Consider the following 13048-nt stretch of genomic DNA (forward strand, 5'->3'; position numbering starts at 1 on the left):
GATGAGCGTCGGCTGGATTCCGGCTCAAGGCCGGAATGACGGAAAAGAAGCGTTATCGCTCACGGCTGGGCCAGGCAATCCTTCAGCGAGCCGGCAATGCCGCGCATCAGCTTGAAATAGAGGTCTGGACCGGGCTCCAGCGTGGCCGCTTCCGGATCGAGCGTCGCGGATTTCGCTGCCGTCCCTTCGGTGATGACCGAGATGAGTTTCGGCTCGAATTGCGGCTCGGCGAAGACACAGGTTGCGCCCAGCTGGCGAACCTTTTCCTGCATCTGCTTGACGCGATCTGCGCCGGGCAGGGTCTCGGGGCTGACGGTGATCGACCCCGCCGTCTTCACGCCATAACGATGTTCGAAATATTGATAGGCATCGTGGAAGACGATGAATGGCTTGTCCTTCACCGGCTTGACCGTTTCAGCCAATTCCGTGTCGAGCGCATCGAGATCGTCGATCAGTTTTTTGGTGTTGGACTGATAGGTCGCGGCATTGCCGGCATCGGCCGCGATCAGCGCGGTTTCGATTGTCTGGGCCATTGCCTTGGCATTGGTGGGATCGAGCCAGAGATGGGTGTCGTATGCGCCGTGATCATGGTCCTCGTGACCCTCCGCATGGTCGTGTCCATGATCGTGCGCGCCTTCCTCTTCGGCGTGGCCGTTATGCCCGTCATGGCCTTCGTCGCCATGGTCATGTGATTCAAAGGGGCCGCCTTCGCGGAAGGGCAGCTTTTCCAGGCCCTTGGCGTCTTCCAGTTCCACCACGGTTGCCTTTGTGGCCAGTGCCTCGAGCGGCTTTTCCAGGAAGGCTTCCAGCCCCGGCCCGACCCAGAACACCACATCCGCCGTTTCAAGCTTGCGCGCATTGGATGGACGAAGATTATAGGTATGGGGCGAAGCTGCACCCTCGACGATGAGCTGCGGTTCGCCCACACCCCGCATGATGGCCGCGACGAGAGAGTGGATGGGCTTGATCGAGACCACGACATCGGGCGCGGCTGTGGCGCCGGAAGCGGCGGCCGCTATTGCCACCGACGCCATGAGCGGGATCAGGATCGATTTCATGAAATGCACTCCACTTGAAGAAGTATAGTTATGTTATTACATTTATTGCGTAACTCTATAACGTATGCAATAGCGGTAGGCAACATCGCCGAACGGACAATCCCATGCTTCATTCCGCCCGTCAGGGTAACGATATACTGGTTTCCCTTGCCAATGCCGGCGTGCAGCGCAATGGCCGCTGGCTGGTGCGCGGCGTGGAGTTTTCTGTCAGCAAGGGCGAGATCGTCACGCTGATCGGTCCGAACGGCTCGGGCAAATCCACCAGCGCAAAAATGGCGATCGGTGTGGTGAAACCAACCGAGGGTGACGTGTCGCGCGTTGCCGGCCTGCGCGTCGGTTATGTGCCGCAGAAGCTTTCGGTGGACTGGACCATGCCGCTTTCGGTGCGCCGTCTGATGACGCTGACCGGGCCGCTGCCCGCGCGCGAAATCGATGCGGCATTGAATGCGACTGGCATTGCGCACCTTGCCAATGCGGAAGTGCAGCATCTGTCCGGCGGCGAGTTCCAGCGCGCGCTTCTGGCCCGCGCCATCGCCCGCAAGCCCGATCTGCTGGTGCTTGACGAACCCGTGCAGGGCGTCGATTTCTCGGGCGAGATCGCGCTCTACGCTCTGATAAAAAATATTAGAAATTCAAGTAATTGCGGAATTCTGTTAATCTCGCATGACCTGCATGTGGTGATGGCGGAAACCGATACCGTGATCTGCCTGAACGGTCATGTCTGCTGCCGGGGAACGCCGCAGGCGGTGAGCCAGAGCCCGGAATATATGCGGCTGTTCGGCGGGTCTGCCGCCAAGGCACTTGCCGTCTATAGCCACCATCACGACCACACCCATCTGCCCGATGGTCGGGTGCAGCACGCGGATGGTTCGGTGACGGATCATTGCCATCCTGATGATGGCCACCACCACGCTCATGATCATGACCACCATCATGATGACCATGGCGAATGCGGTTGCGGCCATGAACATGAGCATGAGCATGGGGACCATGCGCCCTCGAAACACGCGCAGGGAGAACGGCATGTTTGACGACTTCTTCGTTCGCGCCATGGTCGCCGGAATTGGCGTTGCTCTTACCGCCGGGCCTCTCGGCTGTTTCGTCGTCTGGCGACGTATGGCCTATTTCGGGGATACGATGGCCCATTCGGCGCTGCTTGGTGTGGCGCTCTCGCTGCTGTTGCAGCTCAACCTCATCGTCAGCGTTTTTCTGGTGGCATCCGCCGTTTCGATCCTGCTGATTTTTCTCCAGCGGCGGCAGGCGCTGTCGTCCGATGCATTGCTTGGCATCCTGTCCCATTCGGCGCTGGCCATTGGTCTCGTCATCGTCGCCTTCATGAGCTGGGTGCGTATCGATCTCGTGTCGTTCCTGTTCGGTGATATTCTCGCTGTCACCCGCAGCGATATCGCGCTGATCTGGGGCGGCGGGCTGGTGGTCATCGTTTCCATGGTCTTCCTGTGGCGGTCGCTGCTGGCCTCCACCGTCAATACCGAACTGGCCGAAGCCGAAGGGCTGAACCCGGAGCGGGCGAAGCTCATCTTCACGCTGCTGATGGCGCTGGTGATAGCGATTGCGATGAAGGTGGTCGGCATCATGCTCATCACCTCGCTGCTGATCATACCGGCCGCCACCGCCAGACGTTTTTCCGCCACGCCAGAGGTAATGGCAGTGGTCGCTTCGCTGATCGGTGCCATTGCCGTTATCGGTGGCCTGTTCGGCTCGCTGACCTATGATACGCCGTCCGGCCCCTCCATCGTGGTTGCCGCCGTGATCCTGTTCGTTATAAGCCTGTTGCCGGCGCCGGGTTTTTCCCGCTCCGCGGATGAAGGAGGCAAGTCATGAATGCTCAACCCCAGCAGAACCTTACCAAGAACCAGTCGCTGGTCATGAATGCCCTGTCAAACGCGCATCAGCCGCTCAGCGCCTATATGATCCTCGACAAGCTGCGGGACGACGGTTTCCGCGCGCCGCTGCAGGTTTACCGGGCGCTGGAGAAGCTGGTGGAGTTTGGTCTCGTGCACCGGCTGGAAAGCCTCAACGCCTTCGTTGCCTGCACGCATACACAGGCCGAATGCTGCTCAAATCATCATGGAACGGTGGCGTTTGCCATCTGCGAATCCTGCGGGCAGGTGACGGAATTCCACGATCACGAGATCGACCACCGCCTTGAGCGCTGGGTGAAGGACAGCAAGTTCAAGGCGGAAAAGACCACCATCGAGATTCGCGGTCTTTGCGCTAACTGCGCGTCATAGGCATCGTTTGCGGGGCGGGCATCGCTGCCCGCGTTGCTCATCCTTCGACAATCGCCAGATCTTTCGAAAAACGCTTCCAGTTCTCGATGTATTTTTCCGCAGAACGACGCAGGCCGGCGACGGCTTCGTCATCCAGCGTGCGGATGGCCCGCGCCGGCGATCCGACGATCAGTGAATTATCCGGAAATTCCTTGCCTTCCGTCACCAGCGCATTGGCGCCGACGAGGCAGTTGCGGCCGATCTTTGCTCCGTTCAGGATCGTCGCGCCCATGCCGATGAGTGAATTGTCGCCGATGCTGCAGCCATGCACTATGGCGTGGTGGCCGATGGTGCACATTTCGCCGATGGTCGCGGCAAAGCCGGGATCGCTGTGCACCATCGTCCCTTCCTGAATATTGGTGCCACGCCCGATACTGATCGGCTCATTATCGCCGCGCAACGTCGCTCCGAACCAGATGCCGACATCTTCGCCGAGCGTCACCGAGCCGATGACATTGGCATCGGGGGCGACCCAGTAACGATCCGCTGCTGGGGTCTGCGGCACCCGGTCGGCGAGGCGGTAAAGCGGCATTCGGTTTCTCCCTCTGGATTATGCGCCGGCAGCGATCAGGCGACCGTGACCGACAGTGTGCCGACACCATCGACGCCACACTCGATTCTGTCACCGCGCACGATCGGGCCGACGCCGGCCGGCGTGCCGGTCATGATCACGTCGCCAGCGGCAAGCGTGAAGAGCTTCGAAAGCTCGGCGATCACTTCCGGCACCTTCCAGATCATCTGTGCGAGATCGCCCGTCTGTTTGCGCTCGCCGTTGACATCAAGCCAGATCGCGCCAGTGGCGGGATGGCCTATCTGGTCCGCGGGAACAATGGGCGAAACCGGTGCGGAATATTCGAACGCCTTGGCGCCTTCCCAGGAGCGGCCCATCTTCTTCAGCCCGTCCTGCAGGTCGCGGCGGGTCATGTCGATACCGACGGCATAACCCCAGACATGGTTCAGCGCCTCGGTTGCCGGAATATCCGTGCCGCCGCTTTTCAGCACCACGACGCATTCAACTTCGTAATGCACGTTCGAGGACAGTGAAGGATAGGGGAAATCATTGCCGGCGGGCAGCAGATTGTCCGGGTTTTTCTGGAAATAGAAGGGCGGCTCGCGCGAGGGATCGTGGCCCATCTCGATGGCGTGATCGGCATAGTTACGACCGACGCAATAGACCCGCCGCACGGGGAACATGTCACCCGTGCCTTCAACGGGCAGGAGGACGGGTTTCGGGGCGGGGATGACGGTGGCGGCCATGGGAATTTCCTGTCGTCTCTTTAAGGTGCAATTCTTGTCCCGCGATTCCGGGCTGATTTCCAGTTGAAAATGTTGTCGAGGGCAAAACTGGCTTTTTACAGTCCTTTGCTGTAGAAGCCGGCGCAAAGAGGTTAATCCATGTACAGACAAGCGCTTGCAAACGGCGAAAAAATCTTCGCCGTGGCCCCGATGATCGATTGGACTGACACGAGGTGCAGGTTTCTGCACCGGCAGTTGTCGAAGCGCGCCTTGCTGTTTACCGAAATGATCGTTGCCGACGCCATCATCCATGGCCAGCGTGACAGGCTGCTCGGTTACCATCCACAGGAACATTCCGTTGCGCTGCAGCTTGGCGGATCTGACCCGGCCAAGCTTGCCGAAGCGGTGCGGATTGCCGAAGATTACCGGTATGACGAGATCAACCTCAATGTCGGTTGCCCATCGGACCGGGTGCAATCCGGCACCTTCGGCGCCTGCCTGATGCGCGAGCCTGATGTCGTGGCGCAGTGCGTTTCGGCGATGAAGGCGGTTGCGACTGTGCCGGTGACTGTCAAATGCCGCATCGGGGTGGATGATCAGGAACCGGAAACCGTCTTGCCGGATTTTCTGGGGCGTGTTGTCGCGGCCGGTGCGGATGCCGTGTGGATCCATGCGCGGAAAGCCTGGCTGCAAGGCCTTTCACCGAAGGAGAACCGCGAGGTGCCGCCGCTCGATTATGAGCTCGTCTATCGCATGAAGCGGGAAAATCCTGACGTCTTCGTCGGCATCAACGGCGGCATCGCCGATCTTGATCAGGCTTGTGACCATCTGCAGCATATGGATGGCGTCATGCTCGGCCGCGCCGCTTATCATAACACATCCATTCTCGCCGATGTCGATCACCGCATCTACGGTGGCGAGGCCCGGCAACCTGACTGGATGGGGTTGCGCGACACGATAATGGCCTATGCCGCCGGTTATATTGCCGAGGGTGGACGTCTCAACCACGTCACCCGTCATATGGTCGGTTTGTTTCAGGGCATGCCGGGGGCGCGCCGTTTCCGGCAAATTCTCTCCAGCGATGCCACCCGTCCGGGGGCAGGGCCTGAGGTGATCGCGGCGGCTTTCGCCGCGGTCGATTTCAACCCGACGAAGGAACTGGCGGGCTGAGGGCCGGAAGCGGCCTTCCTGCGATTTTTATGCCGCCGGCGACAAGGATGTTGCGAAGAGTTTCGCAGTCTCCATCGGGAAATCGCTTAGAGCATTCCCAATAAAAGTGCGTAGCGGTTTCACGTCCGGAAAATGCGGAAAAACGAAAGGCTGGAGCAGGTCCGGCAACTCCGTTTAGACCGACACGACGACTTGCCGGGTGACGCTGCGACATCCGGTGTTCAGCGTCACCGCATCACTCAGACAGCCTTTTGCAATTCCTGCGCACCGTTGGGTGCATTGACCTTGCCGCCGGTGATGAAGAAGGCGAAAACGTCGCGCGGCGTCTTTTCCGCTTTCCGGTCGGGTGCGATCAGCGGTAGATCGTCCGGCACACCGCCTGCCGCATAGGTCTTGACCCGTTCTGCCCAATGGCCGATCTCCGCCTTCGGGTAACAGGTTGCGATGTCGTCTTCGCCCTTTTGCAGGCGGCAATAGACGAAGTCGGCCGTAACGTCAGGCAGCATCGGATAATCGTGGTGATCGGCGCAGACGACTGCGACCTTGTGCCTGGCAAGAAGATCGATGAATTCCGGCACCTGAAATGTCGGGTTGCGCACTTCGACCACATGGCGAAGACGGATACCATCCTGTTTCTCCGGCAGGAGCGCCAGAAAGGCGCCGAAATCATCCGCGTCGAATTTTTTGGTCGGTGCGAATTGCCATAGGATCGGCCCGAGATGGGACCCGAGTTCCGTCAACCCTTGCGTCAAAAACTTCGTCATGGATTCGCCGGCCTCGGCCAGAACCCTGCGGTTGGTGACGAAACGGCTGGCCTTCAGGGAAAAGATGAAATCATCAGGCACTTCTGACGCCCATTTGGCGAAAGTCTCTGGCTTCTGGCTACTGTAATAGGTGCCATTCACCTCGATTGCCGTCAATTGCCGGCTGGCATGTTCGAGCTGGCGTCTCTTAGGCAGTTTTTCCGGATAAAACGTGCCCTCCCATGGCTCGAATGTCCAGCCGCCGATACCGGTGCGGATCGTGCCTGATGTCGACATATGCTGTTCCTCCCAAATCCATGCGATATAAACGTCGTAGTTGCGTCATCTGGAATCCCCGGATCAGGCCCGAAGATGCATTTTTCGCGACTATGGATCCTCGCCTCAGGGGCGAGGATGACCGGGGCAAGCGCAGAGCCATCCGGTAATATCCGGAAACTACTCCGCAGCCTCGCGTTTGCCGGGCGGCCGGCGTTCCAGAAGTTCCTTCAGGAAATGACCGGTGTAGGAGCGCTCGACCTTGACGATGTCTTCCGGTGTGCCGGTTGCCACCACTTCGCCGCCGCCCGTGCCGCCTTCCGGGCCGATGTCGATGATCCAGTCGGCCGTCTTGATGACTTCGAGGTTGTGTTCGATCACCACGACGGAATTGCCCTGGTCCACCAGCGCCTGCAGCATTTCCAGCAACTTGTTGACGTCATGGAAGTGAAGGCCGGTCGTTGGTTCGTCGAGAATGTAAAGCGTGCGGCCCGTCGAGCGTTTCGACAGTTCCTTGGCGAGCTTGACGCGTTGCGCCTCGCCGCCGGATAGCGTGTTGGCCTGCTGGCCGACCTTGATGTAACCGAGGCCGACATCGAACAAAGCCTGCAGCTTGTCGCGCACCGCCGGCACGGCGGCGAAGAATTCCACGCCTTCCTCCACCGTCATATCCAGCACGTCGGCGATGGACTTGCCCTTGAAGGTGACATCGAGCGTCTCGCGATTATAGCGCTTGCCGTGGCAGACGTCGCAGGTGACGTAGACGTCGGGCAGGAAGTGCATTTCGATCTTGATGACGCCATCGCCCTGGCAGGCTTCGCAGCGGCCACCCTTGACGTTGAAGGAGAAACGGCCGGGCGCATAACCGCGCGCCTTTGCTTCCGGCAGGCCGGCGAACCAGTCGCGGATCGGTGTGAAGGCGCCGGTATAGGTGGCAGGGTTGGAGCGCGGCGTGCGGCCAATCGGCGACTGGTCGATATCGATTACCTTGTCGATGAATTCGAAACCGTCGATGCGATCATGTTCAGCCGGGATTTCGCGCGCACCCATCACCCGACGTGCTGCTGATTTATAAAGCGTCTCGATCAGGAAGGTGGACTTGCCACCGCCTGAAACGCCGGTAACCGCGGTGAAAACGCCAAGCGGGACCGCCGCCGTGACATTCTGGAGATTATTGCCGCGTGCGCCATAGACCTTGATCTCGCGGCCCTTTTTGGGCTTCCGGCGCTCTGCCGGCACGGCGACGCCGAGTTCGCCGGAGAGATACTTGCCGGTCAGCGATTTCGGATTGGCCATCACGTCCTGCGGCGTACCTTCGGCGATCACCTGACCGCCGTGAATGCCGGCGGCCGGGCCGATATCGACCACATAATCCGCCGTCAGAATGGCGTCTTCGTCATGTTCGACAACGATGACAGTATTGCCGATATCGCGCAGGTGTTTCAGCGTCTCGAGCAGGCGGGCATTGTCACGCTGATGCAGGCCAATCGATGGCTCGTCCAGAACGTAGAGAACGCCCGTCAGGCCTGAGCCGATCTGCGACGCGAGGCGAATGCGCTGGCTTTCGCCGCCGGACAGCGTACCGGAGTTACGCGACAGGCTGAGATAATCCAGTCCGACATCATTCAGGAAGCGCAGGCGTTCGCGGATTTCCTTGAGAATGCGGACCGCAATCTCGTTCTGCTTGGCGTTGAGATTTTCCGGCAGCACCTCGAACCAGTCGCGTGCCTTGCGGATCGACATCTGGGTGACTTCGCCGATATGCAGCTTGTTGATCTTGACGGCGAGCGCCTCAGGTTTCAGGCGATAACCGGCGCAGGCCGGGCAGGGAGCTGCCGACATGTAACGCTCGATTTCCTCACGCGCCCAGGCGCTGTCGGTCTCTTTCCAGCGGCGCTCCAGATTGGGAACGATGCCTTCGAAATTTTTCACCGTCTTGTAGGAGCGGGCGCCGTCCTGATAGTTGAATTCGATCTTGTCGTCGGTGCCCTGAAGGATGGCGTGCTGCGCTTCCCTGGAAAGCTCCGACCATTTGCTGGACAGTTTAAAACCGAAGGCCTTGCCGAGCGCTTCCAGCGTCTGGTTGTAATAGGGAGAAGACGACTTGGCCCATGGGGCGATGGCGCCGTCGCGCAGCGTGCGGGCAGGTTCCGGAACGATCAGGTTCTCATCCACCTTCTGCTGCGAGCCAAGGCCATCGCAGCTGGGGCAGGCGCCGAAGGGATTGTTGAAGGAGAACAGCCGCGGCTCGATTTCCGGAATGGTGAAGCCGGAGACGGGGCAGGCGAATTTTTCCGAAAACAGCACACGCTCATGGGTTTCGTTGAGCGACTTGTTGGCGGAGCCGCCGGCGGCCGTTTCTTCCGGCGGCAGAGGCTTGTCGGCGAATTCGGCGATAGCCAGCCCGTCGGCGAGCTTGAGGCAGGTCTCGAGACTGTCGGCAAGGCGTGCTGCCATATCGGGGCGCACCACCGCGCGGTCGACCACCACGTCGATGTCGTGTTTGTATTTTTTATCGAGCGCGGGCACATCGGCGATTTCGTAGAACTGGCCATCCACCTTGACGCGCTGGAAGCCCTTCTTCATCAGCTCGGCAAGTTCCTTCTTATATTCGCCTTTGCGGCCACGCACGATCGGCGCAAGAATATAAAGACGCGTGCCTTCCTCGAAAGCGAGGATGCGGTCCACCATCTGGCTGATGGTCTGGCTCTCGATCGGCAGACCCGTGGCCGGCGAATAGGGCACGCCGACACGCGCAAACAGCAGGCGCATATAGTCGTAGATTTCCGTGACGGTGCCCACCGTGGAACGCGGGTTCTTCGAGGTGGTCTTCTGCTCGATGGAAATGGCCGGCGACAGACCCTCGATACGGTCGACATCCGGTTTCTGCATCATTTCCAGAAACTGGCGCGCGTAAGCCGAAAGGCTTTCGACATAACGGCGCTGGCCCTCGGCGTAGATCGTGTCGAAGGCAAGCGACGACTTGCCCGAGCCGGAAAGCCCGGTCATGACAATCAGCTTGTTGCGCGGTAGATCGAGGTCGATACCCTTGAGATTATGCTCACGGGCACCACGGATGGAAATCGTCTTCAGTTCACTCATGACAAGGCTCGTGGCAAGGCTCGGACAAAAATAACAGGCTTGATGGCGGCGCGTCCTTATGTAGTGACGCAGCCGGAGGTGTCGAGGTCTATTCCCTATCGGTCGGAGCTTTTCAGCCCACTTGACTCGAATTTCGCGATTAAATAGAACAAAAAAGGAACAAATAGCAAGTGCGAATATCCGCTGTTCGAAGCTCTGGATTATTCGTTGTGGATAGTTCCACGCTTGCGGTGCCCTTTGCGGGCCGCGATGGTTATTGTGTGCGGGATTTTTTTGAAATGCAATTGCCGGTCATGATGGCCGGCGGACAGGATGACGAGATGGCTGGTAGCGTAAACAAGGTAATTCTGATCGGGAATGTCGGCGCAGATCCCGAAATCCGCCGGACGCAGGATGGCCGCCCCATCGCCAACCTGCGTATCGCCACCTCGGAAACCTGGCGCGACCGCAATAGCGGCGAGCGCAAGGAAAAGACCGAATGGCACACGGTCGTGGTTTTCAACGAGGGCCTGTGCAAGGTCGTCGAGCAATATGTCAAGAAGGGCGCCAAGCTCTATATTGAAGGTCAGCTGCAGACGCGCAAGTGGCAGGACCAGACCGGTAACGACCGCTACTCCACCGAAATCGTGTTGCAGGGCTTCAACTCCACGCTGACCATGCTTGATGGTCGCGGTGAGGGCGGCGGCGGCGGCCGTAGCGGCGGCGGTGATTTTGGCGGTGGCGGAGATTACGGCAGCAGCGGTGGCGGTTCCAGCTCCGGTTATGGCGGCGGATACGACCAGCAGTCTTCGTCGCGCGGCGGCTCTTCGCGTGGCGGCGGCCAGCCTTCCGGCGGCTTCTCCAACGATATGGACGACGATATTCCGTTCTGAGCGGACGGCGAATGAGGTGACGCGTGACAGGAGGCAGGCATGAGTGATGATACGGCACCGAAACAGCCGACCACAAAACAACCGGCCACCTGGCGCATCATTCTCGCTTTTTTCCTCGATTTCTGGACGGCGTTTTTCGCCGCCGGGTTTCTCGTCGCAGCGGTCGCAGGCGGGCGCACACCACATGGTTTTGCCCTGAACGGCCTGCCCGCCTTTATCGCCTTTGCGCTGATCATCGCCTATTTCATCGTGCTCGGCCGGTTTTTCGGTGGCACACTGTGGCAGCGGCTTTTGAAGGCGAAACGTTAGCCAAACGGCTTTGCCGGCTTCTGCGGGAGCCGGTTATTTCGATGTCGCGGCGGTTACGCCGCGACTTTGTCGGCCAGCATCGCCACCATGACGTCGGATTGCGAGACAATCCCCACCATCTTGCCATTGGCGTCGATCACCGGCAGGTAATGCAGCCCTTCTTCCGCAAAACGGATGATGGCTTCTTCGATCGAGGTTTCCGGTCGCACGGTTCTGACAGGCGATGTCATGATGTCCTTGACGGTATCGTTGGGAGCACTTGCGCCGGAAAGAATGAGGCGCAGCCGCTGCAGAAAACCGATGGAGGGGCGGCCGTTTCTCCAGCTCGCCTTTTCCAGAAAATCCGTCTGGGTGACGATGCCGAGGATTTCGGCTTTATCGTTGGTGACGGGCAGCGCCTTGAAATGGTGGCTGTGCATCAGCGCATGGGCATGGCGCAGGCTATCGTCGGGGGCAACGCCAACCACATCGCGCGACATGACGCTGGCGCAATCGAGATGCAGCGCGCGGCGGCGATAGGAGCGTAGCTCGGTCTTGCGCAGGATGGTCTCCAGTTCCTCCCGGTCGATATCGAGGACTTCGTCATATTCCTTCAGCACCTCATCGAGGTCAGTGGAGGAGAAACCGATTTTCTGGATGGGGGTCGGATCCGTCGTGCCGTGGGCGGCCTTTCCGAGCTTCAGGCCATGCGGATAGGCGCGGCCGGTGGCATTGTTATAGGCAAGTGCCAGCGCAAGAAGGATCAGTGAATTTCCGGCGACTGGCCACAGAAGGAAACCATATCCGAGACTGTGCACGGCGGGGCCGCCGAGGACGGCCGTCAGCGCCACCGCGCCGCTTGGCGGGTGCAGGCAGCGCAGCGCCATCATGGCGGCGATGGCAAGGCTGATGGCGAGCGCGCTGGCGAGGAATGGGTCGGGAACCAGCAAGGCGACAGTGACGCCCACGAAAGCCGATACCAGATTGCCGCACAGGATGGACCAGGGCTGCGCCAGCGGGCTGGAGGGCACGGCGAATAAAAGCACGGCCGAAGCGCCCATCGGCGCGATCATGGCGGGCAGGGTAGGGTCGAAGCGCAGAGCGAGACTGCCCAGAAGTCCTGTCAGGAGAATGCCCACGAAGGCGCCGGTCGCGGAACGCAGCCTTTCCCTGTTGCTGACGGGTGCGGCATCCGGGATGAGGCGACGCAGCGTGGAACGCATGAAGAAAACTTTCGAATCCGAAAAAGATGCGCGTCTTTTAACCGAAACGGTGGCCGGATTTAAAGGATGGATTTTTTACAGTTTCAGCTGGATCAGGAATTTGTTGCGAGATATTGCGGCCGGCTGCTTCTCAGAAGCCGAAGGCTGATTTTATGCCATCGACCACGAATTGCACCGAAAGGGCGGCAAGCAGCACGCCAAGCAGCCGGGTGAGGATCGCGCGGCCGGTATTGCCGAGAAAGCGGTCCATCCGCTCCGAAACGATCAAAGCCGCGTAGACAAGGGCCATGGCGAAAGCGAGGATCAGGATGAGCACGACCATCTCGATGGTGGTCTTCATCGTGCCGGCGAGGAGCACCGTGGCGGAAATGGCGCCCGGCCCGGCAATCAGCGGCAAAGCCAGCGGAAAGACCGCCAGATTGTGCAGATGGTCCTTGGTGATGGCGATCTCCGATGTCTTTTCCTTGCGCTCCTGACGCTTTTCGAAAATCATCTCGAAGGAAATCCAGAATAGCAGAAGGCCGCCGGCGATGCGGAAGGCGCCGAGCGAAATGCCGAGCAAATTGAGGATGGTGAGGCCGAACAGGGCGAAGACGGCGAGAATGCCGAAAGCGATCAGAGAGCCGCGCAGGGCAACCTGACTGCGCTGGCTACGCGTCATCCCAGCGGTCAGTGCCAGGAACACGGGCGCAAGACCGGGCGGATCGAGCGTGACCAAAAGTGTGGTGAGCGCGTTGATGAGCGTTTCGCTGCTGGCCATTCTTTCCCCGCTTATTGCCTTTTTTTGCG

The 13048-nt window shown here is 59.8% G+C and carries 14 protein-coding genes; 7 read left to right on the forward strand and 7 right to left on the reverse strand.

Annotated elements, in window-relative coordinates:
* Positions 1 to 59 precede the first annotated feature (59 nt).
* Positions 60 to 1058 (reverse strand): zinc ABC transporter substrate-binding protein ZnuA, encoded by a 999-nt coding sequence (gene znuA, locus AKG12_RS07790; RefSeq protein ID WP_052818420.1) that lies wholly within the window; start codon positions 1056 to 1058, stop codon positions 60 to 62.
* Between the two features lie 104 nt (positions 1059 to 1162).
* Between znuA and znuC the strand changes: the two genes are divergently transcribed.
* The 3 genes from znuC to zur are packed head-to-tail and all read left to right on the forward strand — an operon-like array spanning position 1163 to position 3310.
* Complete coding sequence (znuC, locus tag AKG12_RS07795) at positions 1163 to 2089, forward strand: zinc ABC transporter ATP-binding protein ZnuC (protein ID WP_052818421.1); 927 nt, start codon at positions 1163 to 1165, stop codon at positions 2087 to 2089.
* Positions 2082 to 2900 carry a zinc ABC transporter permease subunit ZnuB gene (gene znuB, locus AKG12_RS07800; RefSeq protein ID WP_046800137.1) on the forward strand — a complete coding sequence of 273 codons (819 nt, stop codon included), beginning with the start codon at positions 2082 to 2084 and terminating at the stop codon, positions 2898 to 2900. Before znuC ends, znuB begins: the two co-directional genes overlap by 8 nt.
* Positions 2897 to 3310 carry a zinc uptake transcriptional repressor Zur gene (gene zur, locus AKG12_RS07805; RefSeq protein ID WP_046800138.1) on the forward strand — a complete coding sequence of 138 codons (414 nt, stop codon included), beginning with the start codon at positions 2897 to 2899 and terminating at the stop codon, positions 3308 to 3310. The genes znuB and zur overlap by 4 nt, the downstream gene beginning before the upstream one ends.
* 37 nt (positions 3311 to 3347) lie before the next feature.
* Here the strand turns inward: zur and AKG12_RS07810 are convergent, their stop codons facing one another.
* A complete protein-coding gene (locus AKG12_RS07810) occupies positions 3348 to 3881 on the reverse strand; it encodes a gamma carbonic anhydrase family protein (protein ID WP_052818422.1) in 534 nt (177 codons plus the stop codon).
* Positions 3882 to 3916: 35 nt separating this feature from the next.
* The gene (locus AKG12_RS07815; protein ID WP_052818423.1) at positions 3917 to 4606 is read right to left on the reverse strand and encodes a fumarylacetoacetate hydrolase family protein; all 690 of its coding nucleotides are present in this window, start codon (positions 4604 to 4606) and stop codon (positions 3917 to 3919) included.
* Between the two features lie 138 nt (positions 4607 to 4744).
* On the opposite strand from AKG12_RS07815, the gene dusA reads away from it, so the two are divergent.
* Positions 4745 to 5755, forward strand: coding sequence for a tRNA dihydrouridine(20/20a) synthase DusA (gene dusA / locus AKG12_RS07820; RefSeq protein ID WP_052818424.1), 1011 nt, complete (start codon positions 4745 to 4747; stop codon positions 5753 to 5755).
* A gap of 239 nt (positions 5756 to 5994) precedes the next feature.
* Here dusA and AKG12_RS07825 read toward each other — a convergent pair whose 3' ends face one another.
* Both AKG12_RS07825 and uvrA read right to left on the reverse strand, forming a co-directional pair.
* On the reverse strand, positions 5995 to 6795 hold the full coding sequence (locus AKG12_RS07825; protein ID WP_052818425.1) for a DUF72 domain-containing protein: 801 nt from the start codon (positions 6793 to 6795) through the stop codon (positions 5995 to 5997).
* A gap of 159 nt (positions 6796 to 6954) precedes the next feature.
* Entirely contained in the window at positions 6955 to 9876 is a 2922-nt protein-coding gene (uvrA, locus tag AKG12_RS07830) for an excinuclease ABC subunit UvrA (protein WP_052818426.1), read from the reverse strand.
* 278 nt (positions 9877 to 10154) lie between these two features.
* Here uvrA and AKG12_RS07835 point away from each other — a divergent pair, with 278 nt between their 5' ends.
* On the forward strand, positions 10155 to 10748 hold the full coding sequence (locus AKG12_RS07835) for a single-stranded DNA-binding protein (RefSeq protein WP_052760243.1): 594 nt from the start codon (positions 10155 to 10157) through the stop codon (positions 10746 to 10748).
* Positions 10749 to 10787: 39 nt separating this feature from the next.
* On the forward strand, positions 10788 to 11057 hold the full coding sequence (locus AKG12_RS07840; RefSeq protein WP_052818427.1) for a hypothetical protein: 270 nt from the start codon (positions 10788 to 10790) through the stop codon (positions 11055 to 11057).
* Positions 11058 to 11110: 53 nt separating this feature from the next.
* On the opposite strand, the gene AKG12_RS07845 is transcribed toward AKG12_RS07840, so the two are convergent.
* Entirely contained in the window at positions 11111 to 12259 is a 1149-nt protein-coding gene (locus AKG12_RS07845) for a CBS domain-containing protein (RefSeq protein ID WP_052818428.1), read from the reverse strand.
* Between AKG12_RS07845 and AKG12_RS30190 the strand changes: the two genes are divergently transcribed.
* Entirely contained in the window at positions 12249 to 12407 is a 159-nt protein-coding gene (locus AKG12_RS30190; RefSeq protein ID WP_156316036.1) for a hypothetical protein, read from the forward strand. The genes AKG12_RS07845 and AKG12_RS30190 overlap by 11 nt on opposite strands.
* On the opposite strand, the gene AKG12_RS07850 is transcribed toward AKG12_RS30190, so the two are convergent.
* On the reverse strand, positions 12390 to 13019 hold the full coding sequence (locus AKG12_RS07850) for a MarC family protein (protein WP_052818429.1): 630 nt from the start codon (positions 13017 to 13019) through the stop codon (positions 12390 to 12392). The genes AKG12_RS30190 and AKG12_RS07850 overlap by 18 nt on opposite strands.
* Between the last annotated feature and the right edge of the window lie 29 nt (positions 13020 to 13048).

Origin of the sequence: Agrobacterium sp. SUL3 (assembly GCF_001263295.1) — a bacterium.
GTDB lineage: Bacteria > Pseudomonadota > Alphaproteobacteria > Rhizobiales > Rhizobiaceae > Agrobacterium > Agrobacterium tomkonis.